Annotated in this window: 14 protein-coding genes and 1 pseudogene; 8 read left to right on the top strand and 7 right to left on the bottom strand. The window is 65.8% G+C overall.

Annotation, left to right across the window (positions count from 1 at the left end; genetic code table 11):
- Nucleotides 1-238: 238 nt before the first annotated feature.
- A complete protein-coding gene (locus ACLMAJ_RS29270) occupies nucleotides 239-769 on the top strand; it encodes a hypothetical protein (RefSeq protein ID WP_412017077.1) in 531 nt (176 codons plus the stop codon).
- Nucleotides 766-1,965 (top strand): hypothetical protein, encoded by a 1,200-nt coding sequence (locus ACLMAJ_RS29275; protein ID WP_412017078.1) that lies wholly within the window; start codon nucleotides 766-768, stop codon nucleotides 1,963-1,965. The genes ACLMAJ_RS29270 and ACLMAJ_RS29275 overlap by 4 nt, the downstream gene beginning before the upstream one ends.
- 39 nt (nucleotides 1,966-2,004) lie before the next feature.
- Here ACLMAJ_RS29275 and ACLMAJ_RS29280 read toward each other — a convergent pair whose 3' ends face one another.
- Nucleotides 2,005-2,961, bottom strand: coding sequence for an alpha/beta fold hydrolase (locus tag ACLMAJ_RS29280; protein WP_412017079.1), 957 nt, complete (start codon nucleotides 2,959-2,961; stop codon nucleotides 2,005-2,007).
- Between the two features lie 188 nt (nucleotides 2,962-3,149).
- On the opposite strand from ACLMAJ_RS29280, the gene ACLMAJ_RS29285 reads away from it, so the two are divergent.
- The gene (locus ACLMAJ_RS29285) at nucleotides 3,150-4,010 is read left to right on the top strand and encodes a serine/threonine-protein kinase (RefSeq protein ID WP_412017080.1); all 861 of its coding nucleotides are present in this window, start codon (nucleotides 3,150-3,152) and stop codon (nucleotides 4,008-4,010) included.
- A gap of 102 nt (nucleotides 4,011-4,112) precedes the next feature.
- Here the strand turns inward: ACLMAJ_RS29285 and ACLMAJ_RS29290 are convergent, their stop codons facing one another.
- The 4 genes from ACLMAJ_RS29290 to ACLMAJ_RS29305 form a co-directional block, all read right to left on the bottom strand.
- Complete coding sequence (locus ACLMAJ_RS29290; RefSeq protein ID WP_412017081.1) at nucleotides 4,113-5,585, bottom strand: sensor histidine kinase; 1,473 nt, start codon at nucleotides 5,583-5,585, stop codon at nucleotides 4,113-4,115.
- Nucleotides 5,582-6,298, bottom strand: coding sequence for a response regulator transcription factor (locus tag ACLMAJ_RS29295; RefSeq protein WP_412017082.1), 717 nt, complete (start codon nucleotides 6,296-6,298; stop codon nucleotides 5,582-5,584). The genes ACLMAJ_RS29290 and ACLMAJ_RS29295 overlap by 4 nt, the downstream gene beginning before the upstream one ends.
- Nucleotides 6,299-6,639: 341 nt before the next feature.
- Nucleotides 6,640-7,326, bottom strand: a complete 687-nt coding sequence (locus tag ACLMAJ_RS29300; protein ID WP_412017083.1) for an alpha/beta fold hydrolase — start codon at nucleotides 7,324-7,326, stop codon at nucleotides 6,640-6,642.
- An 86-nt stretch (nucleotides 7,327-7,412) separates the two neighbouring features.
- Entirely contained in the window at nucleotides 7,413-10,142 is a 2,730-nt protein-coding gene (locus ACLMAJ_RS29305) for a helix-turn-helix transcriptional regulator (protein ID WP_412017084.1), read from the bottom strand.
- 237 nt (nucleotides 10,143-10,379) lie between these two features.
- On the opposite strand from ACLMAJ_RS29305, the gene ACLMAJ_RS29310 reads away from it, so the two are divergent.
- Entirely contained in the window at nucleotides 10,380-11,135 is a 756-nt protein-coding gene (locus tag ACLMAJ_RS29310; RefSeq protein WP_412017085.1) for a DUF6882 domain-containing protein, read from the top strand.
- Nucleotides 11,136-11,238: 103 nt separating this feature from the next.
- The gene (locus tag ACLMAJ_RS29315; protein ID WP_412017086.1) at nucleotides 11,239-11,421 is read left to right on the top strand and encodes an SMR family transporter; all 183 of its coding nucleotides are present in this window, start codon (nucleotides 11,239-11,241) and stop codon (nucleotides 11,419-11,421) included.
- An 84-nt stretch (nucleotides 11,422-11,505) separates the two neighbouring features.
- Here the strand turns inward: ACLMAJ_RS29315 and ACLMAJ_RS29320 are convergent, their stop codons facing one another.
- Nucleotides 11,506-12,222 (bottom strand): SDR family NAD(P)-dependent oxidoreductase, encoded by a 717-nt coding sequence (locus ACLMAJ_RS29320; RefSeq protein ID WP_412017087.1) that lies wholly within the window; start codon nucleotides 12,220-12,222, stop codon nucleotides 11,506-11,508.
- A gap of 102 nt (nucleotides 12,223-12,324) precedes the next feature.
- On the opposite strand from ACLMAJ_RS29320, the gene ACLMAJ_RS29325 reads away from it, so the two are divergent.
- Nucleotides 12,325-13,164, top strand: a complete 840-nt coding sequence (locus tag ACLMAJ_RS29325; protein WP_412017088.1) for a helix-turn-helix transcriptional regulator — start codon at nucleotides 12,325-12,327, stop codon at nucleotides 13,162-13,164.
- A 66-nt stretch (nucleotides 13,165-13,230) separates the two neighbouring features.
- Here ACLMAJ_RS29325 and ACLMAJ_RS29330 read toward each other — a convergent pair whose 3' ends face one another.
- Entirely contained in the window at nucleotides 13,231-13,839 is a 609-nt protein-coding gene (locus ACLMAJ_RS29330) for a TetR/AcrR family transcriptional regulator (RefSeq protein ID WP_412017089.1), read from the bottom strand.
- 77 nt (nucleotides 13,840-13,916) lie between these two features.
- Here ACLMAJ_RS29330 and ACLMAJ_RS29335 point away from each other — a divergent pair, with 77 nt between their 5' ends.
- Nucleotides 13,917-14,486 (top strand): maleylpyruvate isomerase family mycothiol-dependent enzyme, encoded by a 570-nt coding sequence (locus tag ACLMAJ_RS29335; RefSeq protein ID WP_412017090.1) that lies wholly within the window; start codon nucleotides 13,917-13,919, stop codon nucleotides 14,484-14,486.
- 120 nt (nucleotides 14,487-14,606) lie between these two features.
- Nucleotides 14,607-14,778: pseudogene (locus ACLMAJ_RS29340) on the top strand (beta-ketoacyl-ACP synthase); the annotation flags it as partial.

The raw sequence follows: 14,778 nt of genomic DNA on the forward strand, positions 1-14,778 counted from the left end.
GACCACCTACGCCGTGGTATCCGGCGACACGTTGTGGGACCTGGCGCAGCGGTCCTACGACGACCCGCGGCTGTTCCCCCTTGATCGCCGCCGCCAACCAGATCCCCGACCCGAACCTGATCTTCCCGGACCAGGTGCTGGTCATCCCGCCGCCGCCGCAAGATCGAGGCCGCCGATGGCGATCGGGCCGCCCGGCTGTTCAAGCGCAACTCCGTTCACATCGGTCTCGATCGACCCTGTGGTCTCACCGGATCTCGATGAGGTGGCCGACCGGACGACGGTGTTTGTTCCGAAGGTGGCGGGTCAGCCATACCGTTGGAAGGTCACCGGCATCGACTACGCCGGGCGTCAGGTCGCCATGGTGACGCCGCTGCTGGCAGTTCCGTCCTCGGGATCCGCCAAAGCACGCGAGGAGTGGAACAAGATCGCCAGTGCTATCGACGTCGGCGGTGCCGAGGTCGCCTTCGGGCCGCCGGACAAACCAGGAGACACCACTGCTCGCGTCCAGTACATCGACTTCACCGGCGAGGCAGAGCAGTTCACCGGCACCCCGTGGATGGTGCGGGCGCACATCACCATTCCGGCGCTGTCGGCGATCAACCGAGGCGGCGGCCCGGTGGCCGTCCGTTACCCGCCCGCCTATGTGAAAGACGGTTTCCAGCTCGCGGATCCTGCGAAACTCTTCTCACCCTCGACAGCGAGAACCCCCTCGACTTCGCGGGCGACAGCGACCGTGGCGGCGGGTTCATCGAGCCCAGTGTCGCGGTGAACGCGTTGTCGCGCACACAGGGCGCGGTCGGCGACGCGGGCAAAACGCCCGGCGCGGGCATCACGGCAGGCGAGTTCGACCCGACCGCGTTCCTGGGGGGTGCGCTGCCCAAATTGTTCGGCCTTTTCGACCTCAGCGAACTGCTCGTCAGAGGTCCGCCGGCCGAGGCACCCGAACCTATTGCCGAACAGCTCGATCTGATCGGGTCGATCGGCACCGACTTCGCCGGTCTGGTCAGGGCATTGGAGAAAGCGCGCGAAACGCTGGACGCGGATCTGACCGCCTCGACGACCGCCGGAGCCGTGCAGCGTCTGCAGGAATTGCGCAATCAGGTTCAGCAGGCGCTCGATGCACTGCCTGCCAACTCGGTGCAGCCGCTGATCGACGCACTGACCATGGGCCCACCCGCCACCGACGGCGCCAATCCGGCGGCCGGGCCCGCGGGTCAGATCCTGGCGGCCCTCGACACCGTAGAGGCGCTGCGCACGAGTCCGTTCATCGCGACCTATCTTCGGGCTCTGATCGAACGGCCCTTCAAGGCACTGCATGCCGCGTTGCAGACCGTGCAGGATGCCGCGATACTCATCGCCGCCTTGCGGTCGCCGCTGGAGAACTCCACCATTCGCTACGAGTGGCCCCCGAAGATCAAGAGCTGGCCCGAGCCGCCCCCCAACGCCACGCCCCAGCAGATCGCGCAGAGCGCGGTCTTCCTACCCAAAGACCCGGCGAAGGCGCTCGCGATCGCCGTCGAGATCCGCACAGGTCCGACCGGCGAGCCGCAGTCCGACGTCAGCGCCCAACTGCGCAACTTCGCGTTGCAGTTGCTACCGGGCGAGCCGTTGATGGCAATGACGTTCGGCCGCATCGGGTTCCGGGTCGGCACCCGAGGTCGACGTCCAGTTCGACCGAATGGAATTCCTCGGCGCGCTCGGCTTCATCGAGAAACTTCGCCAGCTCATTCCGTTCGACGGCTTCGCCGACCCGCCCTACGTCGACATCACCCCCGAGGGCGCGACGGCGGGTTTCGATCTCGGGTTGCCCAGTGTCGCAGTCGGTGTGTTCACGATGGAGAACATCTCGCTCTCCGCCGACTGCCGCGTGCCCTTCCTCGGCGACGCGGTCACGGTCGGGTTCGGGTTGGGTACAGGTCGAGGAATACGAAGCGATTGGTCTACGCCGATCACTTCCGCCTCTAGGCGGCAGCTCAGGGCATCCAGAACACAGGTTCGATCGGACTACGCGACGAGTGTGAAATGCGCGCGCTCGCCGCTGCCGGTACCGCCCGCTCGCGTCATCAGGCGAGCAATGGCCTCGGCGACCCGCATCGGCTGCTCGAGAATAACCGAGTGACCCGCGCCCTCGACCATCACGAAATCCGAGTACTCGACAGCGGCGGCCATCGCGACGGAATGCGACGGCGGTGTCATCAGGTCGGCGGAGCCGCACAGCACCAACGTCGGGATCCTCGAGAGAACAGCGAGCGCTTCGGTTTGGTCGTAGGCCATGAAGGCGCTCAGGAAGCTTGCCATCGTCACGATCGGCGTCGCGTTGTGCATCGCGTTGGCCAGGGTGAGCACGCGCGGACTGACCTTGCGATTGCCGAATTCGGCAGTACGGACGATGGGGGCGAAGACCTTGCATGCCATCAGCTTCGCGTGGTGCATCACGCTGGGGGCGCGTCGGACCGCGGCCTGGAATACCGAAACGACCGGGTTGCGCAGGAGGCGACCGAAGCCGGCGTCGGCGAGCCCGCTCGCCGCGGTCGCGATCAGTGCGACACCGACGATGCGCGTGCCGATCTCGTGCGGGTTCTGACCGGCGTAGGTCAGCACGGTCATGCCGCCCATCGAGTGGCCGACCAGGACGACCGGCCCGGTGGGGGCGACAGCGTCGAGAACGTCGCCGAGGTCGCGGCCGAGCTGCTCGAGGTTGTAGGTCTGTCGGGACGCCGCGGCGGAGTCGCCGTGGCCGCGATGGTCGTAGCAGACGACCTTGGCGCCCGCGTATTGCCGCAGCACTGCGTCGCGGACGTAGGTCCAGGACTCGGCGCGCAGGCAATGTCCGTGCAAGAGGACGACCGTGAGCTCCGCGTTTCGCGGGCCGTATTCCCGAACCGCGAGTGCAACACCGTCACCGGTCGAGATCGTGGCACGACGCTCTGCCGAGGTGGCGATTGTGCTCGAGATCGACATCGTGGGCTCCGGTTCGCTGGCGGTGACATGTCCAACTGTCCGCCGTATCGGTCGCCGGTATCAGGACCCCGAGTGCTGGGCTCTGTCCCCCGAGGGGTGAGCAAATCGCCACCAAGGTGGTGGCGCTGACCGGTGCGGGTCTGTTCCCGACCGCGGCAGTCACAGACCGCCCGTTCTAGGCTGAGCCGGTGTTGCTTCAACCGGGTGCCCAGTTCGCGGGCTATATCGTTCGCGCACCGCTCGGGACCGGCGGGAGCAGCGATGTGTATCTCGTCGATGATCCTGGGCGCTCGAGTCAGGCTGTCCTGAAGATTCTCGAGCACCCGGTCGGCGATGCGGCCACCGCGAGACGGCAGTTCCACAGTGAGTTCGATATCGCGAGCACCCTGCATCACCCCAATATCATCGAGATGCTTGCCCAGGGAGAGTTTCTAGGGCGGCAGTGGATGACCTACGCATACGGCGAGCGTGAGCCGGGCTCCGGACTGATGCCGCGCCGCCACGAGGAGGTCGATCTGGCACGGGTCCTACCAGCGCTTGCCGGGATCGCCGCCGGCCTGGATTACATCCATCAGCACGACGTGGTGCACCTCGACGTCAAGCCGCACAACATGCTGATCGGCCTGCATGGCGTACAGACGGTGCTCACCGACTTCGGGATCGCGCACCGGCTCACCGACCATGCACCACTCGCCGGGGCCGATGGCCTTGTGCCCGTATCGCTTCCGTACGCGGCACCCGAAGTGCTGCGCGGCGCGCAGATCTCCCCGGCGACCGACCAGTATTCCTTGGCGTGCGCCACAGTCGAGTTCCTCACCGGACGTCCACCGTTTCCATTGCCGACTCAGTTCGCGATCGCCGATGCGCATCTGTGGGCCACTCCGCCGGACGTCTCGTGGCGACGGCCCTGGATCCCGCACGCTGTCGACTCGATACTGGACAAGGCGATGGCGAAGGATCCGCGCGCACGTTACGACTCTTGTTCGGAGCCGATCCGCCTGATCACGCGGGTACTTCGCGGCGTGGAGCAGACTCCGACGCATCGCTGATGCGAGTGATCACATCGCGGCAGTGATCGATCGAGTCGACATCGCGGTCGGTCCATGGCCACCGGCGCTTTGCCGCCGGCCGAGGTGGCGAACTCGCAGAGTTCAATCGAGCGCGAAGAGGATCCGGAAGGTGGTGCCCGCGCCAGGGGTGGCCAGTACTTGGATCCGACCGCCGTGCGCGGCGACGATCGCGGCGACAATGGCCAGTCCGAGTCCGGAACCCCCTGTGCGGGAACGTGATTCAGCGCCACGATAGAAGCGGTCGAATACTCGCGGCGCATTGTCGGCCGCGATACCGGGACCGTCGTCGTGGACGTCCAGTACCGCGAATGTCGCGGTATCTCTTGGCGATCCGCCTGCCTCGGCTGCCACGGGATCGTCGAGTTCCCGCGTGGACCGGACCCCGACACCAACGGTGATCGACGTATCGGGCGGCGTGTGCACCAAGGCGTTGTTGACCAGATTCGTGACGACTTGGCGCAGTCTTGTCGCGTCACCGGCGATCCGGACCTGGTCGTGCGAGCCGTCCAGCCCGATGTCCCGCCCGGGAGCACGGGCCACGGCATCGCCCACCACCTCTCGCGCGAGTGCCACCAAATCCACCTCGGCCAGCTCGAGCGGGCGTTCCTCGTCGAATCGGGCGAGCAGCAGTAGATCATCGACGAGCAACCCCATCCGGATCGCCGCGCCCTCGATGCGGCCCATCATGCCCCGCACCTCGGCGTCACTATGCGCTCCGCCGCGTCGATACAGCTCGGCGTACCCGCGCACAGAGGTCAGAGGGGTGCGCAGTTCGTGCGACGCGTCGGCGACGAAGGCCCGCATCCGCTGCTCGGAATCCTCTAGTTGGCGCATCGCCGAAGACAGCCGGGTGACCATCACATTGAACGCGGCGCCGAGCCTGCCCACTTCGGTGTGCGAATCGGTTTGCGCCACCCGGCGATCGAGGTCGCCCGCGGCGATCGCCTCCGCGGTGTGCTCGATCCTGGTCAGGGGCATCAGCCCGAGCCGCACAAGTATCGCCGCGACTATCGAGATCACCACCAGCAGCATGGCACCGGCCGCGAGCTCGATTGTGCGGAGCTTGCTCGTGGTCGCCTCGGTGTTCGCCAGCGACATGGCGACCGCCGCGGTGCCGCCGTCGGACTGCGACGGGGTCGGCGGCTGCACGAATGTGCCTACCCGCCATCGAGTGTCGGTTTTCCGGTCCGCGACGGTACGGGCACCGGCACCACGTTCACGCACCGATGCGATATCCATCGGCGGCAACTCCGGCACGGTGCTCGCGCCGACCGGTGCGCCCATCCTGCCGACCGGTTGACCTCCGGCATCGAAGAACAACAGCCGAAAGTCCGACGGCAGCTGTTCGTATTCGGGTGCGGGGGGCGGCGGCGGCGGCCGATTCGGCGATTGCAGGTCGTTGGCGACGAGATTCAGCTGTGCGTCCACCCGCTCCAGCTGCGACCGGTCGAGCAGCGTCACGCTCAGCACGCCGAAGGTGGCCATACCGACCGCCGCGATCGCCAGCAGCGTCAGCAGCAGCCGCGTCCGCAGCTTCAGCCGCCGCCGCCTCACGAGCGGGTGCCACCGCGCCGCAGCGTGTAGCCGACACCGCGAATAGTGTGGATCAGCGGCGGATTTCGCGCGTCGATCTTGCGCCGCAGCTGGCTGATGAAGGTCTCGACGACTCGCCCGTCACGCCCCGCCTCCGCACTCCACACCCGATCGACGATCTGCTGCTTGCTCACCACCTTCTCGGCGTTCAGCAAGAGGTAGCGCAGCAGGCTGAATTCGGTGGCCGACAGCCAGATCTCCTCGCCCGCCCTTGTCGCGGTGTGCGCGTCGACATCCAGTTCCAGATCCGCGTACCCGAGTACGGAGTCATCGCCCGCCTCGTCGCCCTTGGTGCGACGCAGGATCGCCCGCAACCGCAGCACGATCTCCTCGAGGCTGAACGGTTTGCTCACATAGTCGTCACCGCCCGCGACCAGCCCCGCGATGCGGTCCTCCACGGCATCTCGCGAAGTCAGGAACAACACGGGCACCTGATTCCCGGACTCCCGCAGCCGCCGTGCCACCGCGTACCCGTCGAGATCGGGCAACATCACATCCAGCACTACGATGTCGGGCGGGTGCGCCGCGGCCAACGACAGCGCCACGAGCCCACTTCTGGCGGCGTGCACCTCGAACCCGCTCATCCGCAGCGCGGCGGAGAGCAGGTCGAGAATATTCGGCTCATCGTCGACCACAAGGACGGTCGCGACCGGTGACGTGTCACTGTCGGGCACCGCTACAGAATAGGTGGATCCCACCGCCCACGCCGCCCACGACTCTCCCTGACCTGCACGATTGCCAGAATCGCCCCCGCATTCACAGCAACCTGGCAGTTTGGCCGGACACACCCCTGAGCTTCGCCACGGCCGCACGGCCCCCGTGACGCGTGCGGCACGAGCTTCGAGATGACTGCCGATGGGTCGGCAAGAGCATGGCTATGGAATTCGACCTCGAGTCGGGTCGGGCGCACCGCCCGCCCCACCAACGCCCCGGCAGCCCGCTGGGCACAGCGCACGTCAGCGCATTTGGCGGATGCCTGTCACCTGGCCGAGCCCAACGGAGCCGCCGTCGAGAGCTAGGCCCGCATTGCGGTCCGGATGAGATTTGCGACCACTTCTGGACGGGAGACATAGATGGCGTGGCTTCCCGGGGTCTCGATGACGGTCGCACCGATCCGTTCGGCCATCGAGGCTTGGGCCGCCGGCGGGATCATCTTGTCCTCGGTGACTCGCAGGTACCAACTGGGCTTCAGCCGCCAGGCAGCCTCACTCACGGCCCCGCCGAGTGCCTCCAAGCCCCACGGCACTTGGGAATCGGCCATGAACGCCGCTTCCTGCGGGGAGAGGTCACCGGCAAATGAGTCTTGGAACTTCGTCCTGTCGAGGAACAGATACCCCTGCTGCGGCGCCAGAATCGGGGGCTGAGGCCCTTCTTGCGGGAAGCTGGCGATGAGCGTGTTCACCGACTCACCTTTATCGGGTGCAAAGGCGGTGATGTAGACGAGGGCGGCGACCTTGTCGTGGGTGCCTGCCTCGGTAATGACCGCTCCGCCGTAGGAATGCCCGACGAGAACGACCTCGCCATCGATGTCGTCGAGGATCTGTCGTGTGGTTGCGGCATCGTCGGCTAGTGACTTGGTCGGGTTCTGCACGACGCGCACGCTGATTCCGTCCTTGGTGAGCTCGTCATAGACCGCGTGCCATCCGGACCCGTCCACGAAACCTCCGTGGACCAGGACGACCGTCTTGTTCGTCGCACTCATTCCAAGCTCCTCTGCGCTGAATTGTTCTTCGGCACGACCGAATCTAGGTTCACGGCAGGGACGGTGAATCCGTCAATTGACGTATATCAGCCGGGTTGTCTGCTCATCGCGTCGCGCAGTGCGCTGCGTGTGGTGATGCCCAGTTTCGGGAAGACGCGGTGCAGGTGTGTCGATACCGTTCTTGCCGACAGGAACAGTCGCTCGGCGATCTCTTTGTTGGTCAGTCCCGACGCCGCCAGTTCGGCGACCGTCTGCTCCTGTGGTGTCAACGTCGAACCCCGGATCTCGGCGGGGGCGGGATCACCGGTTACTCGCAGTTCCGATCGAGTCCGTTCCAACAAGGGAACCGCTCGTAGTTGTTCGAATACCTGCGCGGCAGTGGTCAAATGAGCTCGGGCCGCCGCTGATTCGCGCTCTCGGCGCAAGCGTTCCCCGTACAGCAGTTCTATTCGGGCACGATCGAATGCCCACCGGTCACTGTCGGGAGTGGACAGCGCGTCCTCGAACAGGCTGTGCCAATCGTGGGGATCGACAAGGGCGAGTGCGGCCTTGGTCAGCATCAGGAGCCGGGGGGAAAGGCCGGACACACCGGCCTCGACAGCGGCCTCGGCGTGCGCTCGCGCCTCGACCATCCGGCCGCTGCGGGCCGCGGCTTCCGTGAGGTCGAGTACCAGCCATAGCGCATGCGGTGTGTAACGCGGAAAACCTCCCGGTGAGTTGACCGCCGCGGCGCGCCGATACGCCTCATCGAAACTCGAACGCCCGAGCGCGGAAAGACATCGAATGTGGGACGAATACCCGGCATAGGTCACGAGGCGTCGCGGTGCGGCCCACAGCAGCAGTTCCTCGGCGGCCAGGTCGGCGGCGTCGATATCGCCACGGACCGCATCGACGAGTGCGCGCAGGAATCGGCCGGGACCGGCCAGCAATGTGTACCCGAACTCGGTGCACAACTGCAGCCCCTCGTTGGTGAGCTCGATCAGTTGATCCCAATCGGATTCGAAGAAATCGGCCTGTGCGATCAAGAACAGAGCTTCGATAGCCTTGGCGACCGCGCCACCGCGGCGACCGTCGGCGATCACTCGCCACAACGATTCGCGGGCGAGGCCGACGCGATCGACATAGGCTGCCGCCGTCGCGACGCGGACGATCCGCAGTGGATCGGCGGAGAAGCGCAGTCCGTCGAGTGCGTCGGTGAGCTGCCGCAGCGCGCCCTGGGTGGCTTCGACAGGGTTGACGAAGGTGTTGTGGAGCAACCACAGTGTGTCCGTCGGCCGCGACTCGGCGCGCTCGAGAACATCGCTGATGTCGTCCCAGAGTTCCGGCCGTCCGCTGTAGAAGCCGACGTACAGCAGCGTGTGCAAGGCCTCGATCATGGTGTCTTCGCCGGCACCGATATCACGATCGTGAACTCGGATAGTCGCGAGTAGCAATCTGTTCGCGGTGGTGGCGTCACCTTCATCGTTGAGGATCTGGGAGGCCGCGGCGACCGCCGCTTCCAATGACGGTGTTTCGCGCAGCTCCGTGCGGTTCGCGTCGAGCAACAGGCGGGAGGTGTCGGCGAGGTCGCCGGTGATCAGTGTCCCCAGGTAGGCAGCGCGCGCTGTGCGCCGGGCGCGATCGGCGTCCGAGGTGCTCAGCTCGGCAGCTCGCAGCATCGCGGCCGTTGCGCGCCTGCTGTCGCCATGATGAATCATCTTCTGCGACAAGACTTCGAGCGACGCGGCGATCTCATCGTCGGGACCGAACGCCGCTTGCCCGAGATGCCAGGCCCTTCGTTCTGGTTCCCTGGCGAAGGCCTCGGCGAGGATGCGATGGACCTGACGGCGTTCCGCACTCGTCGACTGTTCGATGACCGCTGAGCGGATCAGCGGATGCCGGAACTCCAATCTGCCGGTACGCGGGTTCGCACGGACAACGCCCGCGCGTTCTGCAGGCGGGAGATCGGCAAGCCCCTCGGGTGTGAGTGCGCAGTCCTCCAAGGTCATGCTGTTTTCGGCACCGGCGAGTATGACGAACAACAGCATCCGGCGCGTTCCCTCCGGCAACCCCGTGAGCCGATCGGCGAACAATCTCTGCAACCGGTCGGTCAGCGGCAAGAGCGCAGGCATATTGGCCGGGGAACTGCTGTCCTCGAAGGCGGCCGGCAATTCGAGCAGCGCCAGCGGATTGCCGCGCGCGTCGAGGCGCAAGCGTCGACGGACCCTCGCGGTCAGTGCCGGATACGCGGCGAGCAGCAGCGCGTCGGAGTTGCTGTCGTCCAGCGGCGTCAGGTCATGGACACGAAAGCCACTACGGGTGAAGCCATCATCGGATTCCGCGCGCACCGCGACGAGCATGCGCATGTCGATACCTGTCCAGCGCCGGGCCGCGTAACTCAGCGCCATTGTGCTGGACAAGTCCAGCCACTGCACATCGTCGACGATCATCAGCAGCGCAGCGCCCTGTCCTGCTGCCGCCCGTAACAGTGCCAACGTGGCCGCGCCCGCGATCAGCTGCGAGGGCATCGCTCCTGATTCCAACCCCATGATCACGCTCAAAGCCTGCCGATGCGCCGCACCGAGCTCGTCGATTCCGCTCGACAGCGGATCCAGCAGCTGATTGAGCGCACCGAACTTCAGATCGGCTTCGTACTCGTGCGCCACGGCTCGCAACACCCGAAGGCCGTGGGACGCCGCGATATCGGCAGCCATATCCAGCACGGCAGTCTTACCCACGCCCGGCTCACCGCGGACGACCAGCACCGGCTGGTCACCGACCTGTCCGAGGATGAACCCCTCAACCAGGTCACGCTCGACCTCACGACCAACCAACACGGCGACCCCGACCCTGTCCGACAGTACTGTTCACAGAGTTAACGCCATCAATGAACTGAAAGACAACCACTTCGCTCCACGAACGCGCGTGCCGCCTCCAGGTCGGTGACGTTCGGACGTCCCTTCCCAGCCGAGACCGCGATCGCGCTCGGGCGTGTCCCCGATCCCGACGCTGGATGGGTGTCGGTCGGACCGGTCGAGCGGAACCGGGAAGTCGCGTTGACTACGCTGATGCGGATGTCCGAATCTGTGCTACTGACGAGGCTTCTCGATGACGCGGGGCTGCTGTCACTCGAGCACCGACTGCACCTCGAAGACGTGCTGGGCGCACACGTGTGGCAGGCCGATCTGGATGGGCGCCGAATCGAATTCATCGGCGAACAACAGTCATTCGAGTGCACCGACGTCTACCTGCTCGGTACGGCGGACGCCGAGTCGTGGTTATGGGGATGGGCAAATCCCTGGGGCTACCCGCCGGCGCTGATCGAGGCCGCAGAGACGGTGCGCGAGTTCGGAGTTCGGTACGGCGTCGCCGAATTGTGTGCGGCGGAACTACCTATCGCGGTGGCGGGCGCGGCACCGGAGCCCCATCAGGTGGCCACGTTGCTGGCGGACGCCGCGAAGATCGTCTGTGGGCGTTGGAGTTCCTACTGCGGTGTCACCGACGGCACGTGCGTTGCGTTCCTCGTCGAACATCCGGCGTTCCTGCTACCGCTGCCCACCGCGGGCGGCATTGCGCGCGTGCTCGCCCACGGCGTCAACGCGCTACCACTGACCGATCATCGACGCGCCGTGCACAGCTATCTGACCAGACGAGGCCTGCTCACCGACTTCATCGACGACTACCACTTGCTCGAATTCAGCGGCCACGGAATCGGCGGCGAGGTCGAATTCGATGCCTCCGGCAATGTCGCGAACCTCGATGTCCGAGCGGTCATGGATCAGATCGACGTACCGTCCGGGACGAAAACGCGTACGGCCCAATCTCATTGAGCGTCGGTTGCCAGCTATTGAGCGCTCGCAACGGCGGTTTCGTGAAATGAGCGCCACTGATATCCGTGGTCGACAATGAGCAGAATCGCGATCAGCTCGCGTGATGTCTCTTACACCACGCGTCGCCTACGCGGTCTGGATCGGCGTCGGCGGCGCACTCACCGTCACCTACGCGATGCTCACCGGCGCGGAATCGGTTTCCGCACGGAAGGTTCTGTTCCTCGGCGGCATCGTCGCCAGTGTGATCGGGCTGAAGTTCGTCAAGTCCGCGCCTGCTGGGAGATGACAGGCACGGACACCACCTGCTGAGCCGATCCGGCACACGGCCACACAGCTCATCGTGTGGCCGTGTGCCACCGGTCCCCTGCGGTTACCAGGGCAAGGTCCCCGCAGCGTCGAAGTAGCCTCCGGTGGGGCCATCGGAGTCCGCCTCCGCCATCCGAACGATAACCTCAGCGCCCTCCTCGACGGTCTGAGTTCCCTTGTGTCCATTCAGGTCTGTCGCCGTGTAGCCGGGTTCCACCGCGTTGATCCGCATGTTCGGGAACGCCTTGGCGTACTGCACAGTGATCATGTTGACCGCGGCCTTCGACGCCGGGTACGCGACTCCCGGGTAGGCGTACGCGGGCGTGCCCGGCGCCGCGACCCGCGTCAGCGAGGCCAGCCCGCTACTGACATTGACCACGACCGGTGCCGTGGACCGCTGCAACAGCGGTAGAAAGGCGTGCGTGACACGCACCAATCCGAAGACATTCGTCTCGAACAGCGGCCACATCATGTCGGCGGTCACCTCCGCGGCGCCGAACACCCCCAACTCCCCTATCCGCGCTTCGATTCCGGCGACGCCTGCGTTGTTCACCAGCACATCCAACCCGCCATCGGCCTCGATGATTTTCGCCGCCGCCGCGACAGACGCGTCATCGGTGACATCGATGACCACCATCCGCGCACCCAACTGTTCGGCGGCCCGCCGCCCACGCTCGGCGTCCCTGCTGCCGAGGTAGACGGTGTGCCCTGCCGCGACGAGTCGCCGGGCAGTCTCGAAGCCCAAGCCTTTGTTCGCGCCGGTGATCAGTGTCGTTGTCATGGCTCCAGGTTCGCGCCGACCACGGCACTCAACCAGTCGTCCGGTCTTCCTGGGACTACTGATACCAGGCAGTTCGGCGATCGGCCGGGCACACTGAGAGACATGGCAACAGCGGAATTCGGGAAGGCGGTGCGCCGCTGGCGCGACCAGGTCTCGCCCGAGACAGCCGGGCTGGCTGCCAGCGGGCAACGGCGCGCTCCCGGGTTGCGCCGAGAGGAACTCGCGCTGTTGGCCGGTATCTCCGTCGACTACATCACCCGCCTCGAGCAGGGTCGCGCGTCCAACCCGTCGACTCAGATCGTCGAGGCACTGGCCAGGGCGCTGCGGTTGTCCGCGGCCGAGCGCACACACCTTTTCCTGCTGGCCGGGCTGGCACTGCCGGACCCGGAAACGGTGCCCACCTACATCACATCGAGCGTCCAGCGAGTACTGGACAGGCTGACCGGAACACCGGTCGCGGTCTACGACGCATCCTGGACGTTGTTGCAGGCCAACCCCCCGTATGTGGCGTTGATGGGCGATCCGCCCGGACCACACGACAACGAACGCAACGGTGTGTGGCGACATTTCCTCGGCCATGGCATCCATGCCGGTCGCACGCCGGAAGCCATGCGCCAATACGAAACCTCACTCGTCTCCGACCTCCGCGCCGCAGCCGCCCAGTATCCAGCCGACCAGCGGCTACGAAACCTGATCACAGACCTGCGCGCCAATAGCCCCCGGTTCGCCGCACTATGGGAATCCGGCGCTGTCAGCCGCCGCGAAGCCGCCCGCAAAACGATCGACCATCCGCGAGTAGGCACCCTGGCGCTGGACTGCGACGTACTCACCGTGGCAGGCAGCGACCTTCGCATCATGATCTACACGGCCGAACCCGGCACCGAAGACGCCGAACGCCTCGCCCTGCTCACTGTGCTCGGCACTCGGACACTCGTCGGCTAGCGGCTCGCGGTGCCATGAGGCGGCCGCCTTCGCGACCATATCCCGCTCCGAAAACTGTCGCCGAAATCATGTCGTCGGAGGTAGCCCGGCTGCGGCGCGCATCGCCGCACGGCCGCGTTGGGCCGCAGTGTGATCATCGAGGAGCTGCACCTCCTGGTTGACCGCCATCGAGATGCCGAGGAGAACGGTGGCAACCTCGGTCGCAGGGCGGTGCGATGCTGTTGTCTCCGCTTGTGCGGCCGCGATTGTGGCTGTGAGGAATGTCCGCCAGTCGGTGATCACCACTCGCAACCGATCCCGCAACGGCCCCGGTCGACCGTCGAGTTCGGTCGACACGGCGGTCACGAAACACCCTCCCGGGAAAGGACATTCGGCCAGGTAGTCGATCCAGGCGTCGATCAGCCCGGCCAGCCGAGCTGATCCCGGCGGCAACCCGGCGAGTGGGGCGATCACGGCTGCTCGGAAGATTCGACCGGCCTGCTCGAGGGCGGCGCTCTGTAAAGCTTGACGGGATCCGAACGGGCCGATGACACCGGCCTTGCTCATTCCGAGCAGGTCGGCGAGTGAGCCGATCGTCAGACCTTCCAAACCGACACGCGATGCTTCCTCGACCGCGATCAGCACGATCCGTTCCCGGGTGCGGGCCGCTTCGGCGAGGGAGCTGCGAGGAGACATGAGTCCACAATAGCTTCCGATCGTTCGCTATAGTGCTATAGCGAACGATCGGAAGCTATAATTCACAAGGTGGAGTCATGACGGAACTGCTCAGACTGGACGCGACGGCCCTAGCTCTCATCGGACACGATGTGGCCGTCTTGCGCGACGCCGACCTCGACAGGCCGACGCCGTGTACCGGCTGGGCGGTGGCGGACCTGATACATCACATGAACGAGCGCCACGAAGCCGTTGTCACGTCGCTGTTCGCGCCACTCGACGACAGCACCGACGATCCCCGCGATGGTTTCGCCCGCACCGCCGCGAGGTGGGTGGTGTCCATGGAGCAGACCGGCGACGTCGTGAACCTGCCGCAAGCCGGCCCGATGGCGATCGAGCGAGTTCTGTCTGTTCACTTCGTCGATATGCTCGTCCATCGCTGGGACCTCTCGCGCGCACTCGGCCGAACCTGTTCGGTCCCACACCGTCTCACCACCGTGGCACTGCCGATTGCCCGGGCGATCACCGCGCCGGGCAGCCCACTCAACGCCCGGAACGGCGTTTACCGTCCCCCACTGGCAGAGCACCGGACGCTACCCGCCATCGACAACATCGCGGCCCTTCTGGGCAGGGATCCGCACTGGTCAGCCCGACCTACACCGCCCTGAACGGCTCCGAACTCCTACTGGCTCAGGCGATATCGGCGGGAGCAGTCAGCGCGGCTCGCATCGCCACCCCATCGACGTAGGTGTGCTGCGACGGTTTGCCACCGTGCCGGTGGAGACTCGATGCTGCGTAGGAGCAGACCCTCGAGCAATTCCTTTGCCGCCGATGGGCGATTCCCCAACGTCGTCGTCACGAGCCTGGCGGCGTCTACGTCGATCGCCGGTGACGTCGATGCGACGTGGAAGGGCCTTCTGAACGGCGAGAGCGGTATCGACGTTCTCGAGGACTCCTTCA

This window comes from Nocardia arseniciresistens, assembly GCF_046764875.1.
Classification (GTDB): Bacteria; Actinomycetota; Actinomycetes; order Mycobacteriales; family Mycobacteriaceae; genus Nocardia; species Nocardia arseniciresistens.